18 protein-coding genes are annotated in these 21890 nt (G+C 61.9%); 13 read left to right on the top strand and 5 right to left on the bottom strand.

Going from position 1 to position 21890, the window contains the following annotated elements; all coding sequences use genetic code 11:
* The 3 genes from FIV38_RS12305 to FIV38_RS12295 all read right to left on the bottom strand — a co-directional run bounded on the left by FIV38_RS12305 (nt 1) and on the right by FIV38_RS12295 (nt 2326).
* Entirely contained in the window at nt 1-699 is a 699-nt protein-coding gene (locus FIV38_RS12305) for a segregation and condensation protein A (RefSeq protein ID WP_169851199.1), read from the bottom strand.
* A gap of 120 nt (nt 700-819) precedes the next feature.
* Nucleotides 820-1449: an L-threonylcarbamoyladenylate synthase gene (locus tag FIV38_RS12300; RefSeq protein ID WP_070995321.1), complete on the bottom strand. Its 630-nt coding sequence runs from the start codon at nt 1447-1449 to the stop codon at nt 820-822.
* A 13-nt stretch (nt 1450-1462) separates the two neighbouring features.
* Nucleotides 1463-2326 (bottom strand): PHP domain-containing protein, encoded by an 864-nt coding sequence (locus FIV38_RS12295; protein ID WP_029296341.1) that lies wholly within the window; start codon nt 2324-2326, stop codon nt 1463-1465.
* Between the two features lie 87 nt (nt 2327-2413).
* Between FIV38_RS12295 and FIV38_RS12290 the strand changes: the two genes are divergently transcribed.
* From FIV38_RS12290 to FIV38_RS12260, 7 genes are all read left to right on the top strand, one after another.
* Nucleotides 2414-3010 carry a septation protein A gene (locus FIV38_RS12290; protein ID WP_092237778.1) on the top strand — a complete coding sequence of 199 codons (597 nt, stop codon included), beginning with the start codon at nt 2414-2416 and terminating at the stop codon, nt 3008-3010.
* A 1-nt stretch (nt 3011) separates the two neighbouring features.
* Nucleotides 3012-3311, top strand: a complete 300-nt coding sequence (locus FIV38_RS12285; RefSeq protein ID WP_070995319.1) for a YciI family protein — start codon at nt 3012-3014, stop codon at nt 3309-3311.
* 106 nt (nt 3312-3417) lie between these two features.
* Nucleotides 3418-3825 (top strand): SH3 domain-containing protein, encoded by a 408-nt coding sequence (locus tag FIV38_RS12280; RefSeq protein ID WP_070995318.1) that lies wholly within the window; start codon nt 3418-3420, stop codon nt 3823-3825.
* 7 nt (nt 3826-3832) lie between these two features.
* Entirely contained in the window at nt 3833-4510 is a 678-nt protein-coding gene (locus FIV38_RS12275) for a response regulator transcription factor (protein ID WP_029296332.1), read from the top strand.
* Nucleotides 4511-4670: 160 nt separating this feature from the next.
* Complete coding sequence (locus FIV38_RS12270; protein WP_029296329.1) at nt 4671-5132, top strand: LTXXQ domain protein; 462 nt, start codon at nt 4671-4673, stop codon at nt 5130-5132.
* A 64-nt stretch (nt 5133-5196) separates the two neighbouring features.
* Nucleotides 5197-6540 (top strand): sensor histidine kinase, encoded by a 1344-nt coding sequence (locus tag FIV38_RS12265; RefSeq protein WP_092237780.1) that lies wholly within the window; start codon nt 5197-5199, stop codon nt 6538-6540.
* Between the two features lie 40 nt (nt 6541-6580).
* Nucleotides 6581-7927, top strand: coding sequence for a CoA transferase (locus FIV38_RS12260; RefSeq protein WP_092237783.1), 1347 nt, complete (start codon nt 6581-6583; stop codon nt 7925-7927).
* A 102-nt stretch (nt 7928-8029) separates the two neighbouring features.
* Here FIV38_RS12260 and arcD (FIV38_RS12255) read toward each other — a convergent pair whose 3' ends face one another.
* Nucleotides 8030-9457, bottom strand: coding sequence for an arginine-ornithine antiporter (gene arcD, locus FIV38_RS12255; protein ID WP_092237786.1), 1428 nt, complete (start codon nt 9455-9457; stop codon nt 8030-8032).
* A gap of 448 nt (nt 9458-9905) precedes the next feature.
* Here arcD (FIV38_RS12255) and arcD (FIV38_RS12250) point away from each other — a divergent pair, with 448 nt between their 5' ends.
* From arcD (FIV38_RS12250) to FIV38_RS12225, 6 genes are all read left to right on the top strand, one after another.
* Complete coding sequence (gene arcD / locus FIV38_RS12250; RefSeq protein WP_029296320.1) at nt 9906-11333, top strand: arginine-ornithine antiporter; 1428 nt, start codon at nt 9906-9908, stop codon at nt 11331-11333.
* A gap of 34 nt (nt 11334-11367) precedes the next feature.
* A complete protein-coding gene (arcA, locus tag FIV38_RS12245; protein WP_092237789.1) occupies nt 11368-12624 on the top strand; it encodes an arginine deiminase in 1257 nt (418 codons plus the stop codon).
* 69 nt (nt 12625-12693) lie between these two features.
* Nucleotides 12694-13704 (top strand): ornithine carbamoyltransferase, encoded by a 1011-nt coding sequence (locus tag FIV38_RS12240; protein WP_092237792.1) that lies wholly within the window; start codon nt 12694-12696, stop codon nt 13702-13704.
* Between the two features lie 200 nt (nt 13705-13904).
* A complete protein-coding gene (gene arcC, locus FIV38_RS12235) occupies nt 13905-14834 on the top strand; it encodes a carbamate kinase (RefSeq protein ID WP_029296314.1) in 930 nt (309 codons plus the stop codon).
* Nucleotides 14835-14895: 61 nt separating this feature from the next.
* Nucleotides 14896-15258 carry a DUF5064 family protein gene (locus FIV38_RS12230; RefSeq protein ID WP_029296312.1) on the top strand — a complete coding sequence of 121 codons (363 nt, stop codon included), beginning with the start codon at nt 14896-14898 and terminating at the stop codon, nt 15256-15258.
* A gap of 390 nt (nt 15259-15648) precedes the next feature.
* On the top strand, nt 15649-17157 hold the full coding sequence (locus FIV38_RS12225) for a sigma-54-dependent transcriptional regulator (RefSeq protein ID WP_092237795.1): 1509 nt from the start codon (nt 15649-15651) through the stop codon (nt 17155-17157).
* A gap of 10 nt (nt 17158-17167) precedes the next feature.
* On the opposite strand, the gene FIV38_RS12220 is transcribed toward FIV38_RS12225, so the two are convergent.
* The gene (locus FIV38_RS12220; protein WP_092237798.1) at nt 17168-21820 is read right to left on the bottom strand and encodes a hypothetical protein; all 4653 of its coding nucleotides are present in this window, start codon (nt 21818-21820) and stop codon (nt 17168-17170) included.
* Nucleotides 21821-21890 lie beyond the last annotated feature (70 nt).

Genomic DNA, 21890 nt, shown 5'->3' with positions numbered 1-21890 from the left:
TTATTCGGCTCGCGCCCGCACGTGGATAGCCGCAAAAGGCTCATTCTGTACCAGCTCGACCAAGGACTCCTTGACCAGTTCGAGGATCGCCATAAAAGTCACCACCACCCCCAGGCGCCCTTCTTCAGCGGTGAACAGCTCGACAAACGGCACAAAACCACCGCCCTTGAGGCGCTCCAGCACATCACTCATGCGTTCGCGAGTGGACAAGGCTTCACGGCTGACCTGGTGGCTTTCAAACATATCGCCACGGCGCAGCACCTCGGCCATGGACATCAGCAATTCTTCCAGGCTCACATCTGGCAACAGTTTGCGCGCCCGGGCTTCCGGCGCATCCAGCTTGGGCACCACCACGTCACGGCCCACGCGGCTCAAGCCGTCAATGCCTTCGGCAGCAGCCTTGAAGCGCTCGTACTCCTGCAGGCGGCGGATCAGTTCGGCGCGCGGGTCGTCCTCTTCGGCCTCGATCGTCTCCGAGCGCGGCAGCAGCATGCGCGACTTGATCTCGGCCAGCATCGCAGCCATCACCAGGTATTCGGCGGCCAGTTCCAGGCGCACCGACTGCATCAACTCGACATAGCCCATGTACTGGCGGGTGATTTCTGCCACCGGGATATCGAGGATATTGATGTTCTGTTTGCGGATCAGGTACAGCAACAAGTCCAGCGGCCCCTCGAAGGCCTCAAGGAAGACTTCCAGGGCATCCGGCGGGATGTACAAGTCCAGGGGCATTTCCATGACCGCCTGGCCGTAGACCATGGCAAATGGCAGCTCCTGCTGGGCACCGGCCTGGCTGTCGACGGTTTCCACGGCCGACATTCAGGCCTCGACCATGAACGGCGTGGGGTCGCCGCAACCGACGCGCACCACCTCAGGCTCGCCGTCGGCCAGGTTGATCACTGTAGACGCCTTGTTGCCGCCGTAGCCGCCGTCGATGATCAGGTCTACGTGTTTTTCCAGGAGTTGGCGCATTTCATAAGGGTCGTACAGCGGCTCGGACTCTCCGGGCATGATCAGCGACACGCTCATCAGTGGCTCACCCAGCTCGGCCAGCAATGCCAGGGCGATGGGATGCTCCGGCACCCGCAGGCCGATGGTGCGCTTCTTCGGGTGCAGCAACAGGCGCGGCACCTCGCGGGTGGCATTGAGGATGAACGTGTAGGGCCCTGGCGTATGGGCCTTGAGCAGGCGGAAAGTGCCCGTATCAACCTTGGCGAACAGACCCAGTTGCGACAAGTCGCTACAGATCAGCGCGAAGTTGTGGTTCTTATCCAGGTCGCGCAGGCGTCTTACGCGCTCCACCGCATTCTTGTCGCCGATCTGACAACCAATGGCGTAGGAGGAGTCCGTGGGGTAGATCACCACGCCACCGGCACGGATGATCTCCACGGCCTGCTTGATCAGCCGCGCTTGCGGGTTTTCCGGATGAATCTGGAAAAATTGACTCACGTTTTCTACCTGTTCAGACGGTGGCGGTAATGGGGTCATGCTTGAATCGCCCCCACAGGAGCGGCAAGTCTTCCGGGACCGGGCGGTATTCGCCGATCTCCGACCAGCCGCCTGGGCCATGGAAATCACTGCCGGCGCTGACCAGCAGCCCAAATTCACGGGCAAGAATCGCCAGGCTGCCAACCTGTTCGGCGGGTTGATGCCCATTGACCACTTCGATGGCGTGGCCACCTGCTTGAATATAGTCGCCTATCAGCTTGCGGCGTTTACTGCGGGTGAAATCATAGTGCCAGGGATGCGCCAGGCTGACCCAGGCCCCCGAAGCGCGCAGGGTAGCCACGGTGTCTTCGAGGGTCGGCCAGTGCAACTTCACGTCCCCCAGCTTGCCGGCGCCCAGCCATTTGCGGAACGCTTCGGCGCGATCCTTGACGTAGCCTGCGCGCACCATCCAGTCGGCAAAATGCGGACGGGCCGGCGCGTTGCCGCTGTCGCCCAGCTCCTGCTGGATGGCACGGGCGCCCTCCAGGGCGTTGGGCATGCCTTTGAGCGCCAGTTTGCGGCTTATTTCTTCGGACCGCAGCCAGCGGCCATCGTGCAAACTGGCAATGGCCGCCACCAATGGCGGGGCGTTGACGTCGAAACCGTAGCCCAGTACATGAATGGTCGCCCCGCCCCAGGTGCAGGACAGTTCGACGCCATTGACCAGATGCATCCCCAGTGCCGTGGCGGCGCTGCGCGCCTCGTCCAGGCCTTCGAGGGTGTCGTGATCGGTCAGCGACAGGACTCGCACGCCTTTTTCAAACGCACGCGCAACCAGTACCGCGGGCGCCAGGGCGCCGTCGGAGGCCGTGCTGTGGCAGTGCAAATCAACATTCACGGGAGTGTGTAACCTCAAGTCAGCTGGCGCTATCGCAACCAAGGATGTTTGTTATTATGCCGCCACATCCAGCTTCTGGCTCTTACTGTGAAACAATTCATCGACTTCATCCCGCTGTTGCTGTTTTTCATTGTCTTCAAAACCGACCCACGGGTCTTGGATATCGGCGGCCATGAGCTGTCGTTCGGCGGCATCTACAGCGCCACGGCGGTGCTGATCATCAGTTCCCTGGTGGTCTACGGCGCGATCTTCATCTCCCAGCGCAAGCTGGAAAAAAGCCAATGGCTGACCCTCATCGCCTGCCTGGTCTTTGGCGGCCTGACCCTGGCCTTCCACAGCGAAACCTTCCTTAAATGGAAAGCCCCGGTGGTCAACTGGCTCTTCGCCCTGGCCTTTATCGGCAGCCACTTCATTGGCGACCGCCTGTTGATCAAGCGGATCATGGGCCATGCCCTGAGCCTGCCGGAGCCGATCTGGATCCGCCTGAACATCGCCTGGATCCTGTTTTTCCTGTTCTGTGGCGCGGCCAACCTGTTCGTGGCCTTTACCTTCCAGAGCTACTGGGTCGACTTCAAGGTGTTCGGCAGCCTGGGCATGACCGTGGTATTCCTGGTTGCCCAGGGCATCTACCTGTCGCGCCACCTGCACGACACCGACTCCACCACGCCAAAAACCGAGGACTGACATGCTCTACGCAATCATTGCCACCGACGTCGCCAACTCCCTGGAAAAGCGCCTGGCTGTGCGCCCGGCCCACGTGGAACGCCTCAAGGCGCTGCAAGCCGAAGGACGCATCGTGCTCGCCGGCCCGCACCCGGCAGTCGACAGCAATGACCCGGGAGAAGCCGGCTTCACCGGCAGCCTGATCGTTGCCGAGTTCGCGTCCCTGGCCGATGCCCAAGCCTGGGCCAAGGCCGACCCGTATGTAGCGGCCGGTGTGTATGCCGATGTCGTGATCAAACCCTTCAAGCAAGTCCTGCCTTGATCCGGGTGGCGCTGAACCTATTGGGTTCGGCAAACGCCTGATCGCTCATTATTCTCGGTAACCTGCCGACAACGTTCTGAATATTCGTGTGGAATCAGGAGTTCCGATGCGCTTAAGTCAGTTGTGTCTGTTGGCAGTGTTAACGATCGGGGCCACGGCCCAGGCTGAAGAAACCTCGAACACCGGCAGTTCTACGCCCCTGTCCTTGAGTGCCGGCAGCCAGATCACCGAGTTGCAGCAACGCTTGAAAGAAAGCGAACGCCTGCGCGAAGAACTGAGCAAACAATTGCAAACTGCCGATGCCGCCCGCGAGAGTGCGCAATTGAGCCGCTTGCGCCAGGAGAACCAGCGCCTGGCCCAGCAACTCAAGGACGCACAAGGCAGCACCCTGCCCCGCTGGCTCACCGACCAGCAGCAATGGTTCGTGATTGGCGCAGGAGTTGCGCTGGTTGCCCTGCTGTGCGGTATCTTCGCCAGTGGCGGGCATCGGCGCCGTCGACAATGGCTAAATTGAGTGAGTCATGAGCGAGCTGTTACTGATAGATGATGACCAGGAGCTCTGTGAGCTGCTGACCAGTTGGTTGAGCCAGGAAGGTTTCCAGGTGCGCGCTTGCCATGACGGCGTGAGCGCCCGCAAGGCCTTGGCCGACGCCGCGCCGGCGGCCGTGGTGCTGGACGTGATGCTGCCCGACGGCAGCGGCCTGGAGCTGCTCAAGCAATTGCGCGCCGACCACCCGGAACTGCCGGTGCTGATGCTCTCGGCACGGGGCGAGCCCCTGGACCGGATCCTCGGCCTGGAGCTGGGCGCCGATGACTACCTGGCCAAGCCCTGCGACCCCCGCGAACTGACCGCCCGCCTACGGGCGGTGTTGCGCCGCAGCCATCCGACGGCTGTGTCGACCCAACTGGAACTGGGCGACCTGTGCTTCAGCCCGGTGCGCGGCGTGGTGATCATCGACCATCAGGAACTGACCCTCACCCTGTCCGAAAGCCGCCTGCTGGAAGCCTTGCTGCGCCAACCGGGCGAGCCGCTGGACAAGCAGGAACTGGCGCAGATTGCCCTGGGCCGCAAGCTGACCCTGTATGACCGCAGCCTGGACATGCACGTCAGCAACCTGCGCAAGAAAATCGGCCCGCATGCCGACGGCCGCCCGCGGATCGTCGCCCTGCGCAGCCGTGGCTACTATTACACCCCCTGAAATCCCCTGTAGGAGCCGGCTTGCCGGCTCTTACCTGTTTTGTAAGCCCCCACCCAACCCGTCTTTACCCAAGCTTTACCCTCCCCTGACCGCCGCTGACCTTGATCCTCGTAATCTACTCACATCCGGACTCACCGGAACCGAGACAAGGAGAAACACCATGCGCAAGACCCTTATCGCTCTGATGTTCGCTGCTGCCCTGCCTACCGTTGCCATGGCCATGCCAGAAGGCCCAGGTCCGATGGGCGGTCCAGAAGGCCATATGATGGGCGGCCCGGGCCACGGCGGTGAACACGGCATGCGCGGCAAAGGCGGCCCTTTCAGCCAACTGGACCTGACCCGCGAACAGCGCCAGCAGATCGGCAAGTTGATGGGCGAGCAACGTGAAGGTCGTCAGCAACTGGTCAAAAAGTACCTGGACAAACTCCCGGCCGCTGAGCAGAAAGCCATGAACGACGAGATGGCCGCCGCCAAGCAGAAAACCCAAGCCGATATCCGCGCCCTGCTCAAGCCTGATCAGCAGAAGAAGTTCGACGAAATGGCGAAGAAACGCGCCGAGCGTCAGGCCGAGTGGCAGCAGTTCCAGGCCTGGAAAGCGCAACAACCGCAAAAAGCGCAATAATGCGTTAGCAATCTCCCAGCCCAGTGGCCCGCGCCACTGGGCTTTTCCTGTTTGAGGGTTTCCTGTGCGTTCACTCTTCTGGCGCATCCTTGCCAGTTTTTGGCTGGCCATCGCCCTGGTTGCCGGGCTGTCGATCCTGCTTGGGCATATGCTCAACCAGGATGCCTGGATTCTCAGCCGCCACCCTGGCCTCAGTAACCTGGCCGAGGAATGGACCCAGCGCTACGAAACCCAAGGCGAGGATGCGGCCCAGGACTTGTTGCAACAGCGCAAGCGCCAATACCACGTCGATGTGCAAGTGCTCAACGAAAGCGGCGACCCGGTGGTACGTGGCACCTTCCCGCGCCGTGCCGCCGCCTTCGAAGCGCGACAGCATGAGAGCCACGAGGGCCGGCTGCCCTGGCGTCGCCTGACGGCCGAATACACCAGCGAGAAGACCGGCGATACCTACCTGCTGATCTACCGCATTGCCCTGCCGGAGCTGGATGCCTGGCACCGCAGCAGCCTGCTCTGGCCATTGAGCGCCTTGGCGATTGCGCTGGTGGTGCTGACCCTTTTCAGCCTGCTGGTGACCCTGTCGATCACGCGGCCTTTGAGCCGCCTGCGCGGCGCGGTGCATGATCTGGGGCAGACCACGTACCAGCAAAACAGCCTGGCGCGCCTGGCCGACCGGCGCGATGAGTTTGGCGTGCTGGCCACCGACTTCAACCGCATGGGCGCGCGCCTGCAAAGCCTGATCGGCAGCCAGCGGCAACTGCTGCGCGACGTCTCCCATGAGCTGCGCTCGCCCCTGGCCCGCCTGCGGATCGCCCTGGCCCTGGCGGAACGGGCCACCCCCGAGGCACGGGAAAAGCTCTGGCCGCGCCTGACCCTGGAATGTGACCGCCTCGAAGCCCTGATCAGCGAGATCCTGGTACTGGCGCGAGTCGACGCCGACAACGCCAGCGCCGAAGACATCGACCTCAATAGGCTGCTCGAGACCCTGCAAAAGGACGCCCAACTCGGCGCCCCGGACCAGGAGGTCCGGCTTCACGCCGACCCGGCGTTAAACCTCAAGGGCTGGCCCCATATGATCGAACGGGCGCTGGACAACCTGTTGCGCAATGCCCAGCGCTTCAACCCGCCCACCCAGCCGATTGAAATGCGCGCCCAGCGTGAGGGCGAACGCATTGTGATCAGCGTGCGCGATCACGGCCCGGGCGTGGATGCCGAGTACCTGCAAAAACTGGGCGAGCCGTTTTACCGTGCCCCCGGGCAAACCGCCCAAGGTCATGGCCTGGGCCTGGCCATCGCCCGGCGCGCCGCCGAGCGTCACGGCGGCAGCCTGAGCCTGGCCAACCACCCCGAGGGCGGTTTTATCGCCACCCTGGACTTGCCCTTGCAACCGGGGATTGCAGGACACCCCTGAAGATCTTCTATGATGGCCCTTCTGTTAAGGAGGGCCCCTGATGACTGATCTGCTCACATCGATCCAACTTGCACTCGATCTGCCGGCCGCACCGCTGGCGACCACAGAGGCCGGTGCCCTGCCGTCGGCCTTCGCCGTCACCGAGTTGGCCTGCGCCAGCATGGGTGCGGCGGGTCAGGCAGTGGCCCGCCTGCTTGAACAACAGACCGCGCGCTTGCCTATGGTCAGCGTCGACCGGCGCCTGGCCTCGTTCTGGTTCTCCAGCTCCCTGCGCCCGCTGGGCTGGAGCGTTCCGCCATTATGGGACCCGATTGCCGGCGACTACGCCTGCGCCGATGGCTGGATTCGCCTGCACACCAACGCCCCACACCATCGCGCCGCCGCCGAGCGAGTACTCGGACAGGCGGCGCAGCGGACGGCAATGGCCCTCAAGGTCGCCCAGTGGAACGCTGGCGAGCTTGAACAAGCGATAGTCGACGAAGCCGGCTGCGCGGCGCAGATGCGCACCTGGCAGGAGTGGCAGGCCCATCCACAAGGGTTGGCGGTCAATCAGGAACCCCTGATCGCATGGGAGCGCTTCGACGCGCGCGGCAAAAGCCGCTGGCTCGGCAGCGTTGCGCGCCCGCTGGCGGGGGTCAAGGTCCTGGACCTGACCCGCGTCCTGGCCGGCCCCGTGGCCAGTCGTTTTCTTGCAGGCCTGGGTGCCGACGTATTGCGCATCGACGCCCCTGGCTGGAACGAACCCGGGGTCGTCCCGGAAATGACCCTGGGCAAGCGCTGCGCGCGCCTTGACCTTAAACACGCCAACGACCGGCAACTATTCGAAAACCTGCTCAGGGATGCCGACATTCTGCTTCACGGTTATCGGGCAGATGCGCTGGAACACCTGGGTTACAACGCAACCGCACTGCAGCAGATTGCCCCTGGCCTGATCGACGTCAGCCTTAACGCCTACGGCTGGAGCGGCCCGTGGCGCAATCGCCGGGGCTTCGACAGCCTGGTGCAGATGAGCAGCGGCATCGCCCACGCCGGTATGCAGAGCAAACAGGTGGATCAACCCGTGCCGCTGCCGGTGCAGGCTCTGGACCATGCTACCGGCTACCTGATGGCCGCCAGTGCGATACAGGCCTTGGCCCAGCGCTTGAACAGCGGGCACGCAGGTTCGGCACGGCTGTCGCTGGCGCGTACGGCAAAATTGTTGGTTGAGGCGGGACACGGCAAGCAGCCCGCATTGCGTGAAGAACAACCCGCTGATCAGGGGCTGCTGGTGGAACAGACGGCCTGGGGGCCGGCACATCGTTTGCTGGCCCCGGTCACTATTACCGGGACACCGCTGCAATGGGACTTGCCGGCCGGGGAATTGGGCGCGCATCGGGCACAGTGGTGACCTTGGGATTGTCATCGCGGGCAAGCCCGCTCCCACAGTTGATCGTGTACAGCTCAGTCAATGTGGGAGCGGGCTTGCCCGCGATGAAGCCCGCACAATCGCTCACAGGCTCAACACACCACTGTACAACCCATACGCCGCCAGGCTCGCCCCGGCGATCACACAACTGAAAATACCCTTTTCCAACAAGGTAAACAGCGGCTGGCCCTGCTCGCGCTTGGCCTGGGCAAACAGGATGACGCCCGGCGCATACAGCAGTGCCGACAGCAGCAGGTATTTCAAGCCACCGGCATACAGCAGCCAGACCGCATACCCCAGGGCAATCACGCCCACCAGCAGGTCCTTGAGCCGCTCGCCGTGGGCGCCCTCATAGGTTTCCCCGCGCCCGCACAGCAGCACGGCATAGGCCGCCGACCATAAATACGGCACCAGAATCATCGACGAGGCCAGGTAGATCAGCGTGGTGTATGTGCTGGCGGAAAACAGTGTGATCACCAGGAACAGCTGGATCATCACATTGGTCAGCCACAACGCATTGACCGGCACACGGTTGGCATTTTCCTTTTTCAGGAAGGCCGGCATGGTCTTGTCATGGGCGGTGGCGTAGAGAATCTCGGCGCACAGCAAGGCCCATGACAGCAGCGCCCCCAGCAACGACACCGCCAGGCCGATGCTGATCAACATCGCGCCCCAGGGGCCCACGATATGCTCCAGCACGCCCGCCAGTGACGGGTTTTGCAAGTTGGCCAACTCGGGCTGGCTCATGATCCCCAGGGACAGCACGTTCACCAGCACCAGCAGGGCCAGCACGCCGACAAACCCGATCACCGTGGCGCGCCCCACGTCGGAGCGTTTTTCGGCGCGCGCCGAGTACACACTGGCGCCTTCGATGCCGATAAACACAAACACGGTGACCAGCATCATGTTGCGCACCTGGTCCATCACCCCACCGAATTGCGGGTTGCCCAGGCCCCAGATATCCCGGGTAAAAATGTCTGCCTTGAAGGCCACGGCGGCGATCACGATGAACATCAGCAACGGCACGATCTTGGCCACAGTCGTGACCTGATTGATAAACGCCGCCTCCTTGATGCCGCGCATCACCAGAAAATGCACGGCCCACAGCAGCAACGACGCGCAACCGATCGCCACGGGCGTGTTGCCCTGGCCGAACACCGGAAAAAAATAGCCCAGGGTGCTGAACAGCAACACGAAGTAGCCGACGTTGCCCATCCAGGCGCTGATCCAGTAGCCCCAGGCCGACGAGAAGCCCATGTAGTCACCAAAACCGGCCTTGGCGTAGGCATACACACCCGAGTCCAGGTTGGGCTTGCGGTTGGCCAGGGTCTGGAACACAAAGGCCAGGGTCAACATGCCAATGGCGGTGATGCCCCAGCCGATCAGGATCGCCCCCACCTCTGCCCGCGCCGCCATGTTCTGCGGCAACGAGAAGATCCCGCCGCCAATCATCGAGCCCACCACCAACGCCACCAGGGCGCTGAGGCGCAGCTTTTGTGCCGGTTGCGACATAGAAACTCCTGCAGATAAAACCGTCATTGAGCTAACAACTGTGCACTCGGCTAATTTATCGAAAACATGCAACGTTTATTATCTATAGCGAATAACACTGCTCGCCTCATAACTTAATGACATTTCAGTTAGTCGAGTTTAGGCAAATTTAGAATTTAAATACCCCTTGTCTTTTATCCTTGAGAGGTATTTGGCAAAGCCTTTTGAAAAAGTTTGCACATCTGCGAAAACGGGCTAGCTTCAAACATCCACGCCTTACGCATATCGCATTAATCCAAACGGATAAAAGCTCTGGGACGCGCTTATCCGAGTAATTATACGCCCGCAGCATTTATTCATAAGTCTTTAATTCACAATGGAATGTGCCAATGAAGTGATCTGAGTCAGCTGTTTGAATAGCGCACAGTTTTATTCTGTGGTCTCTCTTCTCCTGCATTGGAGTCACGCAATGTCTGAATCTCCCGGAAAACTTCGATTAGGCGCCCTTGTTGCTCTAGTTGTGGGCTCAATGATTGGCGGTGGGATCTTCTCGTTGCCGCAAAACATGGCCGCCAGCGCCGATGTTGGTGCGGTATTGATTGGTTGGGTTATCACCGCCGTAGGTATGTTGACCCTGGCCTTTGTGTTCCAGACCCTGGCCAACCGCAAACCCGACCTGGACGGCGGTGTATACGCCTACGCCAAGGCCGGTTTTGGCGACTACATGGGTTTCTCGTCGGCCTGGGGCTACTGGATCAGCGCCTGGCTGGGCAACGTCGGTTACTTCGTGCTGCTGTTCAGCACCCTCGGTTACTTCTTTCCCATTTTCGGCGAAGGCAACACCCCGGCGGCAGTGATTGGCGCCTCGGTGTTGTTGTGGGCCGTGCATTTCCTGGTGCTGCGCGGCATCAAGGAAGCAGCGTTCATCAACCTGGTCACCACGGTCGCCAAGGTCGTGCCGCTGGTGCTGTTCGTATTGATCGCACTGTTCGCGTTCAAGCTGGACATCTTCACCGCGGATATCTGGGGCGTGAAAAACCCCGACCTGGGCAGCGTGATGAACCAGGTGCGCAACATGATGCTGGTTACCGTCTGGGTATTTATCGGTATCGAAGGCGCGAGCATCTTCTCGTCCCGTGCCGAAAAGCGCTCGGATGTGGGCAAGGCCACCGTCATCGGCTTTATCACCGTGCTGCTGTTCCTGATGCTGGTGAACGTGCTGTCCCTGGGGATCATGACTCAACCGGAACTGGCCAAGCTGCAGAACCCGTCGATGGCGGCCGTGCTCGAACATGTGGTCGGCCACTGGGGCGCGGTGCTGATCAGCGTTGGCTTGATCATCTCCCTGCTCGGCGCGTTGCTGTCGTGGGTGCTGCTGTGCGCAGAGATCATGTTCGCCGCCGCCAAAGACCACACCATGCCGGAGTTCCTGCGCAAGGAAAACGCCAACCATGTGCCGGTCAACGCCCTGTGGCTGACCAACGCCATGGTGCAGATATTCCTGGTAATCACCCTGTTCTCCGCCAGTACCTACCTGTCGCTGATCTACCTCGCCACCTCGATGATCCTGGTGCCTTACCTGTGGTCGGCGGCCTACGCACTGTTGCTGGCGGTACGCGGCGAGACCTACGAGGCGGCCCTGGCCGAGCGCAAGAAAGACCTATTCATCGGCGCCATCGCCCTGATCTACGCGGTCTGGCTGCTGTATGCCGGTGGCACCAAGTACCTGCTGTTGTCCGCCCTGCTCTATGCCCCTGGCGCGATTCTGTTCGCCAAGGCCAAGCGTGAACTGGGCAAACCGATTTTCACCAACGTCGAGAAGCTGATTTTCGCCGCAGTGGTCATTGGCGCCCTGGTGGCGGCCTATGGGCTCTACGACGGCTTCCTGACCCTGTAACACCTGAATCTTTTTGTTCACTGGAGGATCTGTAATGACCACGGAAAAAGTTAAGTACGGCGTACATTCCGAAGCCGGCAAACTGCGCAAAGTCATGGTGTGTTCCCCAGGTCTGGCCCATCAGCGGCTGACCCCCAACAATTGCGACGAACTGCTCTTCGATGACGTGCTCTGGGTGGCTCAGGCCAAGCGCGACCATTTCGACTTCGTCACCAAGATGCGCGAGCGCGATATCGATGTGCTGGAAATGCACAACCTGCTGACCGACATTGTCGCCATCCCCGAAGCGCTGGACTGGATCCTGGAGCGCAAGATCACCGCCAACACCGTGGGCCTGGGCCTGGTCGATGAAGTCGGTTCGTGGCTGCGCAGCCTGGAGCCGCGCAAGATCGCCGAGTTCCTGATCGGTGGCGTGTCCGCCGATGACCTGCCGAGCAGCTTCGGTGGCAAGACCATCGAGATGTTCCGCGACTTCCTCGGCCACGCCAGCTTCATCCTGCCGCCGCTGCCCAACACTCAGTTCACCCGGGACACCACGTGCTGGATCTACGGTGGCGTGACACTCAACCCCATGTACTGGCCGGCGCGACGTCAGGAAACCCTGCTGACCACCGCCATCTACAAGTTCCACCCCGAGTTCACCAACGCCGACTTCCAGATCTGGTACGGCGACCCTGACCAGGAGCACGGCGCTGCCACCCTGGAAGGCGGCGACGTGATGCCGATTGGCAACGGCGTGGTGTTGATCGGCATGGGCGAGCGTTCGTCCCACCAGGCTATCGGCCAACTGGCGCGCAACCTGTTCAAGAACAAGGCCGTGGAAAAGGTCATCGTTGCCGGCCTGCCGAAATCCCGCGCGGCGATGCACCTGGACACCGTGTTCAGCTTCTGCGACCGCGACCTGGTGACCATCTTCCCGGAAGTGGTGAACCAGATCGTGCCCTTTACCCTGCGTCCAGATGAAAGCAAGCCCCACGGCATTGATATCCAACGGGAGAAAACCAACTTCCTCGATACCGTGGCCGCCGCCCTCGGCCTCAAGGCCCTGCGCGTAGTGGAGACCGGCGGCAACAGCTTCGCCGCCGAACGCGAACAGTGGGACGACGGCAACAACGTGGTGGCCGTGGAGCCTGGCGTGGTGATCGGCTACGACCGCAACACCTACACCAACACTCTGCTGCGCAAGGCCGGTGTGGAAGTTATCACCATCAGCGCCGGCGAACTGGGGCGCGGCCGTGGCGGCGGCCACTGCATGACCTGCCCGATCATCCGCGACCCTATCGACTACTAAACGACCATCTCCCCGGCGGCGTCCACCCGATGCCGCACGGGCCGATTACCGAATCCAAGGAGAATCATCATGGCGTTCAACATCCACAACCGTAACCTGCTGAGCCTGGAACACCACACCCCGCGCGAACTGCGCTACCTGCTGGACCTGTCCCGCGACCTCAAGCGCGCCAAGTACACCGGCACCGAGCAGCAGCACCTCAAAGGCAACAACATCGCGCTGATCTTCGAGAAAACCTCGACCCGCACCCGATGTGCCTTCGAAGTGGCGGCCTATGACCAGGGCGCCAACGTCACCTACATCGACCCGAACTCGTCGCAGATCGGCCACAAAGAAAGCATGAAAGACACCGCACGCGTACTTGGGCGCATGTACGACGCCATCGAATACCGTGGCTTCAAGCAGGAAATCGTCGAAGAACTGGCGAAATTCGCCGGCGTGCCGGTATTCAACGGCCTGACCGACGAGTACCACCCAACCCAGATGATCGCCGACGTGCTGACCATGCGTGAACACGCCGACAAGCCGATCCACGACATCAGCTACGCCTACCTGGGCGACGCCCGCAACAACATGGGCAACTCGCTGCTGCTGGTCGGCGCCAAGCTGGGCATGGACGTGCGCATCTGCGCGCCAAAAGCCCTGTGGCCCCATGACGATCTGGTCGGTCGCTGCAAAAAATACGCAGAAGAAAGCGGTGCACGCATCACCCTCACCGAAGACCCGAAAGCGGCGGTCAAGGGTGTGGACTTCATCCACACCGACGTCTGGGTGTCCATGGGCGAGCCAGTAGAGGCCTGGGCCGAACGTATCGAGCAACTGCTGCCATACCAGGTCAATACCCAGCTGATGAAAGCCACCGGCAACCCACGCACCAAGTTCATGCACTGCCTGCCGGCGTTCCATAACAGCGACACCAAGATCGGCAAGCAAATTGCCGAGCAGTATCCGCACCTGGCCAACGGCATCGAAGTGACCGACGACGTGTTCGAGTCCCCGGCCTGCATCGCCTTCGAGCAAGCGGAAAACCGCATGCATACCATCAAGGCGATCCTGGTTTCGACCCTAGCGGACCTGTAAGCCGGCACCGCTTCCACTGATGCAACACGGTCAATGTGGGAGCGAGCTTTATGTGGGAGCTGGCTTGCCTGCGATGGCATCACCTCAATATGTCTGGCAGACCGAGGTGACTGCATCGCGGGCAAGCCCGGCTCCTACATAAAGCCCGTTCCCACACTTGGCCCAGTGTTCACAAGGCAGAATTCTAGAAGGATTGCATTATGCGTATCGTCGTTGCACTGGGCGGTAACGCCCTGCTCCGCCGTGGTGAACCCATGACTGCGGACAACCAACGCGCCAATATCCGGGTCGCCACCGAACAGATTGCCAAGATTCATCCCGGCAATGAGCTGGTGATCGCCCACGGCAATGGGCCGCAAGTCGGCCTGCTGTCGCTGCAAGCGGCCGCCTACACCCAGGTTTCCCCCTACCCGCTGGACGTGCTGGGCGCCGAAACCGAAGGCATGATCGGCTACATCATCGAACAGGAACTGGGCAACCTGCTGGACTTTGAAGTGCCTTTCGCCACCCTGTTGACCCAGGTCGAAGTGGACGCCAAGGACCCGGCCTTCCAGAACCCGACCAAGCCGATCGGCCCTGTCTACTCCAAGGCCGAAGCCGAAAAACTGGCCGCCGAAAAAGGCTGGGCAATTGCCCCCGACGGCGATAAATACCGTCGGGTAGTGGCCAGCCCACGGCCCAAACGCATCTTTGAAATCCGCCCGATCAAGTGGCTCCTGGAAAAGAGCAGCATCGTGATCTGCGCCGGCGGCGGCGGCATCCCGACCATGTACGACGAGAACGGCAAGCTCAAGGGCATCGAAGCTGTGATCGATAAAGACCTGTGTTCCTCGCTGCTGGCCCAGCAACTGGAAGCCGACCTGCTGGTGATCGCCACCGACGTCAATGCGGCCTTTATCGACTTCGGCAAACCGACGCAAAAAGCCATCGGCCAGGCGCACCCTGACGACATGGAAAAACTCGGCTTCGCCGCCGGTTCCATGGGGCCCAAGGTCCAGGCCGCCTGCGAGTTCGCCCGCAACACTGGCAAAACCGCAGTGATCGGTTCACTCTCGGACATCGAAGCCATTGTCCAGGGCACCGCCGGCACCCGTATCAGCACGGCAAAACCTGGCATCACCTACTTATAAATACACCCCGGGCGGTTGTTGCAGCCGCCCTTCTCCAATGCCTTGTTAGGGAGAGACGCCTATGGCCATTTTTGAACCCGGTCACTTGCATGTTGAACGCCATGCATTGAATGCCCAGGATCACAGCTACGACCTGTGCATCGACTACGAAGTCAGCCAGGACCCAAAGGAAGGCAAGGGAATGCTCTTCAAGATGCACGGTTCGGTGCAGGGCAAAGACCTCAAGGAAGAATTCTTCCTGCCCAAGGACCAGGCCTTCGACTTTGCCCGCCACGCCATGAACATCGCGCAGAAGTACGGCATGCCGAAAACTGCGGTGCTCAACGGTGGCATGCATAAACAGTACGACCTGATGTTCGAGGATGTGCGCCACCAACTGGATGTAAAACCGGGCGACCCGATCAAGCCAGAGCATCTGGAATAACCTCGGTTCCACTGCCAAAACCAGTCAAATGTGGGAGCTGGCTTGCCTGCGATAGGGATCTACACAACGTTGCCGCAACGCCTAAATCCAGGCAGATAGGGCTGTTGTGGCGAGCGGGCTTGCCCCGCGCTGGGCTGCGAAGCAGCCCCTATAAGCCGAATGCGTTGTACCAGATACACCGCAGCGGCTGGTTTTGGGGCTGCTTCGCAGCCCAGCGCGGGCGATGCGGCGTTCCGACAAGCCCGCTCGCCACAGGAGAGTTCGTCAGTTTCTGAAAGTTGTGTAGATACCTATGGCTATCGCAGGCAAGCCAGCTCCCACATTTTTTGATCTCCACCCCCGCTCAGGCATACTGGCCACCCTCCGCATTGCAGAATCAAAGTCCGCCCCATGCGTATCCACGTCAGCTTCATCGACCGCGTCGGCATCACCCAGGAAGTCCTGGCCCTGCTCGGTGGGCGCAATCTCAACCTGGATGCGGTGGAGATGATCCCGCCCAACGTCTACATCGACGCGCCGACCCTGAGCGTGCAAGTGCTGGAAGAATTGCGCGACGCACTGTTCAGCGTCCACGGCGTACAAGCCGTGACGGTGGTGGATATCCTTCCCGGCCAGCGTCGCCACTTGCAACTTGACGCACTGCTGGCGGCTATGACCGACCCGGTACTGGCCCTGGACAGCGCCGGCAAGGTGCTGCTGGCCAACCCGGCGCTGATTGCCCTTTATGGTCGCGAGCCGGCGGGCGAAAGCATCGCCGAGCTGTTTGACGATCCGGCGCTGCTGGACACCTTGCTTGAACATGGCTTTCGCCTGCCCCTGCGCGAGATCAGCGTCAACGGCCAGACCTTGCTGCTGGACGCCACGCCGATTACCGATGCGGGCGCGCTGCTGACCTTGTACCCGCCCAACCGGATCGGTGAGCGGCTGTCAGCCCTGCACCATGACCATGCCGAAGGCTTCGATGCGCTGCTGGGCGAATCCGTGGCCATCCGTACCCTCAAGACCCGCGCGCAACGGGTTGCGGCCCTCGATGCCCCGCTGCTGATCCAGGGCGAAACCGGCACCGGCAAAGAGCTGGTGGCCCGCGCTTGCCATGCCATCAGTGCGCGGCATAGCTCGCCGTTCCTGGCGCTCAACTGCGCAGCCCTGCCGGAAAACCTCGCCGAAAGCGAGCTGTTCGGCTACGCCCCCGGCGCCTTCACCGGTGCCCAGCGCGGCGGCAAGCCGGGGCTGATGGAGCTGGCCAACCAGGGCACGGTGTTTCTCGATGAGATTGGCGAGATGTCACCCTACCTGCAGGCCAAGCTCCTGCGTTTTCTCAATGACGGCAGCTTTCGCCGGGTCGGTGGCGACCGTGAGGTCAAGGTCAATGTGCGCATCCTCAGTGCCACCCACCGCGACCTGGAGAAAATGGTCACTGAAGGCACGTTCCGCGAAGACCTGTTCTACCGCCTCAATGTGCTGAATGTCGAAGTCCCGCCACTGCGCGAGCGTGGCCAGGACATCCTGCTGCTGGCCCGCTACTTCATGCAGCAGGCCTGCGCGCAGATCCAGCGTCCGGTCTGCCGCCTGGCGCCGGGCACCTACCCGGCCCTGCTGGGTAACCGCTGGCCGGGTAACGTGCGCCAGTTGCAGAACGTGATCTTCCGCGCCGCCGCCATTTGCGAAAGCAACCTGGTGGACATTGGCGACCTGGACATCGCCGGCACCTCGGTCGCCCGCCAGAGCGACGGCGAGGTCGACAGCCTGGAACAAGCGGTGGAGGACTTCGAACGCAGCCTGCTGGAAAAGCTCTACGTCAGCTATCCCTCGACACGCCAACTGGCCAACCGCCTGCAAACATCCCACACGGCGATCGCCCATCGGTTGCGCAAGTACGGTATCCCCGGCAAAACCTGAGCCAGGAACTTCACCAGAAGATCCGCCGCCCGCGTTGCATGACCGCCCCCGTGGCGCTGAAAAACAGGCTTTGGGCCATGGCCGCGCTGATCCGCGAATAATAGATGGCGATGACATCGCTGTCGGTCTTGTCGGCCAGGCTGCGAAAGCTCATGAAGCGCTGTTCCGGCCGTTTCAAATGCCCGGCGCTGTAGTCGGCATTCGGTGTCGCGGGCGTGCGGTAATGAAAATGGGCGTAGGCCAAGACCTTGCCGTCCATGTCCTTGACCGTATATTCCTGCAAAAAATCATTCGCCCGCTTGAGCGCAATGCGCCCCTCTATCGGTACGATCTGCACCTGATTCTGGCTTTGCAGATACGCAATGCCCGCTTCGTCGGGTGGCAGGCGCTTGACCATTTCGATGCGAATCAGCCGGCCTTGCTCGCGCAGGTTGCGCGAGCCCTGGGCCAGCTCACCGAGCAACGGCTCTTGGGTGGCCTGGGAACTGTCCTGCCCCAGGGCTTTGCGGATTTTTTCGGCCACCACGTTCATCTTCTCGCTGTGGCGCGACAACCTGGCCTCGACGCTGGCGGGCAGGCTGGCCTGGAGCGCTTCGTTGCGGGCCTGGTCGAGAACGATCGCCTGGCGCTCCAGCAGTTTGCGCGCATCCCCCAGCAGCTTTTCCAGCGGACGCACGGCTCGCACGGGCGCTGTGCTGGTCTCGGTGAGCGTCTCAAAGGCTTCACTGCCCGGTGTCTGGCGAAAGCTCGCCACCAGGCTCTGATCGACTGGGTTGATGACATCGACAACACCCGCGTCCACCGCCGCAGCAGAACTACGGGCCTGCCCCACCAGGTAGCGGTTCTTGCGATCTCGGATCAAGCGTTTGCCAGCGCCCAGCGCGGGCCCCGGCTTGCGCCCGGGGGTGCGCTCGCGCTCACGCAGCAGTGTGGCCATTGAGCCCCTGACTTCGTGTTCGAGGGCGTTGAGCAGACGGTTTACGTGCCCGATGCTGCCGTCGTACAGCAGGTCGACGGCGGTGTCGTCGTACTCGCGCAGGCGCGCCTGGGTGTTGTCGTACTCAAGCAGCAGCGCGTCATACCCCTCGATACGCTGCTGCACACTCAGGGGGCCGGCTGCCTGCAAGGTTTTTTGTGACTGGACCGATTGAATCGCCTCATCGATCAACGACCTGATCTGCATGAAGTCGTCATATTCCTCCAGGAGCGGCGGCCTGCGCAGCAGCACGCCACTCAGGGCTTTCAGCTGGACAGACTTCCAGTCCAGCGGCGTCCCGAGCACCGAAGGCGGCACCGCGTCGGGACGTGCGTCGTAACCGGGCACCTGGGCCAGACGCGCATGGTTGTTGCGTTCCAGGATGCTCAACTCGATCAGTTTGTCGTTGTAGCCGATGATCTTCTGCGTCGCCTGGAAAAACGTCTGGTGCGCGGCCTGGGCAACGGCGACGTCTTCATCTTCCAGTTGCGCTTGCAACTGGCTGCGGCGCTCGCCGGTGAACGCCTCGGATGCGCGGCTGGTTATCAGCACCGCCATTTGCATGCGCAGCGTTTCGACGAGGTCTTCGAGTTGCAGGATCTTTTCCTGCTCGAACCGCGCCACCGGTTTGTTGGCGTTACAGGCAATCAATGCATCCAGTTTGGCGAGTTGTGCCTGGGTTTGTTTTTCCAGTTGCACGATAAAACTGGCGCGGATGTCTTGCCGTTCTGCCTCAGTGAAACTTTCCGGTTGGCGCATATGGGCCTTCTGAAAGCGCTTTTGCGCGGTAGCGACCGCCGTCTCCTGCGCCACCAGGCGCGTCGTCGCCTCCTGGTAAAGACGGTCCAGCATCTGGTTATGCCGCTGAATGCTCGCGCGACGGCTGGCGACCGAGGGTTTGGGCTGGCCGCCGAGCAACTGCAGGCCCACGTCCGGCTTCCATACCCCGCGCGCATTCTTGCGCAGCCAGGGCCCCTGACGCAGCGGTGCTCTGAGGTCGACGATTCGCCAGCGTCCTTCGGCCTGTTTGACCCCGTACACCTTGCTGTCGAGCAGCAGGTAATCGCCATGGCGGACGGTCCCCTGCGCGTCCCGGACCATGACCTGCCCGCGGACAGGCGTATCTGGCGAAGTGATGGTGGGAGGTCCCGGCCACCGCTCACCGCGCCCCGGCGACCAGTGGAAGGTCTCAAGCTGGGCCTGCTGCGCGGGGTCAAGCCGTAAGCGCGCATTGGCCCAGGAGAAATCCATCCCGGTGACATCCCCTAGCGAGCGCTGCCAGGCGAACGTCGCCGGCGTCTGCCGGGCATGCCTGACCGGCAGGCTGTCGAGCCGCGCAATCGAGCGCTGGGTGACGGGCCTGGTCTCGCTCAGGCGCAGGCGCTCATCGATTCCGACGATGGGGCTCAACAACAGGCCCGCCAGACTGCCCATCAACTCCACCAGCGTCGTGGCGCGGTCTTCTTCACTGGCCGTGGCTGGCAACGCGAGTACCGTGCGAAAGCTGCCCAATACCAGGGACAGCCACCCGGCCACCGCCACCGGCCCCCTGAGCATGGGCAAAAGCGCGTTGAACAACTGCCAGAGGTCATTTCTGAACAGCGTCCAGCGTAATGCTTCGGTAGAGATGGATTGTTTTTCAGCGGTCTGCCAGAAGTTCCTGGCGTTTTCATCAAAGACGCGCTCAAGAAACACCCCCGGCACCGCCTCGTCACTGAGCAAGGCTGGGCTGGACGCTGGCTGTGCGCTGTACTCGTCGCCCTGCAGAAAACGCTGGACATGGGGGTGCAGAAAACCGCCATTGGCAAACAGCGCCCGGCTGTTTTCGTCCAGGCGTTCCAGCACCACGGCCTGCAGGTCGCTGCCTGTGCTGGCGATCGCGTCGAGCAACGCCTGGCGGCTGGGGAACTGCTGGAGCGCAGCTTCGACCTGATCGGGCCGATACAGAATATGGGGCAGTTCACTGTTGTCCCGCGGGCCGATGACAAACAGGTTGCTGGCTTTATGGACGACGCCGCCGGCATGGGTCAGAAACGCCAGGGGCCGGCCAACGATAACGGGTTGGTCGGGGCTGCTCTGCAGCAAGGCCTGCACCACCCCCACGCCTGCCGCGGTGAACCCATGACGTTGACGCAAGCGATTTTCCAAGGCTCGCATCGGCAGTTGCAGCGCCATCTGCTCGACAAACAAACGCCGGCGGCGTGCCGACTCTAGCGGGTCTGACAGTAACGCGGCCTTGAGTCGCGCCGGATAGTGCCGGCCCACATCGACGGTTTCGATGAGTGTTTTCAGGTAGCCGGGCGTGACCCAGCCGCCATGCGCCCCTGGGCTGATCTGTACGCTGGCGTAGGGTGTGGCAAAGGGATTTTCCAGCGACCACAACGTCAGGCTCTTGGTGGTGCGCTCGGTCCAGCCCACCGTTGCGCCTTGGGTGCGTTCAAACGTCAGTTGGCAATCATCCGGATTGACCGGCGTCTGGTGCGGGTAGTCCAGGCGCATCTGGCGTTGCAACGCCTTGCGCGCATACACGTCGATCGGATCGAGCCCGTCCAGGAACGATGCGCCAGCGCTGCGTTTTTGCAGGTGCGCCAAGCGCTCAAGCCACTGGCCATAGGTGTATCGATCAGCACTGTCAGCGGTCTGCAACCAGAGGGGCAACTGCTCTTCGTGGGGCTGCTGGACATAATCGGCATCGAACCACACCTGAGGCGCGGTGAGCCGGCTGAACAGGCGCTTGTAGCTGTCGACACCGGGCAGCGCCTGCCAATTGACCTGTTGCAGGTTACGCAGTTGGCGCTCCAGCAAGGCCTGGGCCTGTGCATCGAACACGTCACCCTGGGGCTCTTTGAGCACCCAACTGACGAGCAGGCCGGGCCTGTAGTTGCTCATATAGCGCGGCAACAAGTGACCCAACTCGTCCTGCGTCGTGAGTTTGAGCACACTCATCACCGGCACATAGACCAGGGTCACCGGCTGCTGCGCCACCTGGCGCTGCAGGACCAACAGCGTCAGCCACTCCCCCGGCTGGCCTTCCTGGGCGGCATAGACTTGATAGATATGCAGCGCATCCGGCTGGCCCAGGGCCTGGCGGTCCGCCAGATAACCCCAAAGCTGCTGCGGGCCGTCGCCCAAGCCCAACAGCTGACTGCCCTCCTGCGACGTCAGCGGCGGGTTTTGCCAGGCCGTGAGCAGGCACGCGCGCAGTTGTTTGCCCACCGCGCCCCAGCGACTGAGGCCAGGATCATCCGCCACCGGCGCATTCCAGAAGGCCACCAACCGCGCACTGAAGGCCTCGAACAACCCAGGGGCCAGGGTGTCGAGCATGCGTTCGATATCGTCGACCGAAACCCCGGCGGGGGCCGGTACCAGGTCTCGACTGATGGAGCTGACCAGTAACTGATAGCGACCTGCACTGTCGCTCCCCTCCTGAGCCCCCATGCGACGCCGAATCAACGCATTTCCCAGGCAAGTGAGCTGCCCGTATGTGCCCGGCGCCTGGGTTCGCACGCCGATCCAGGTAGCCGTGGCGCGCAGGCCGGCGCCAGCAAACCCTTCGTCGAGCCAGTCCTGGATCATCGACTCGGCCACCTGCATCAGTGTCGGGCGCTGGGCAAACACACGCCCGAGGTAGTCGCGGGAGGCATATGCCTGTGAAGTGTCGTGAAGTGCCGCCGGTGAATGGCTCATGTCGCGCGTCCTGATGATTCGGAGCGGGGAAAATAGGTTGGCCATGGGCGTGCGGGGCACTACATAAATC

The organism is Pseudomonas proteolytica, assembly GCF_007858275.1.
Lineage (GTDB): Bacteria > Pseudomonadota > Gammaproteobacteria > Pseudomonadales > Pseudomonadaceae > Aquipseudomonas > Aquipseudomonas proteolytica.
This window is presented reverse-complemented; position numbering and strand designations above follow the sequence as displayed.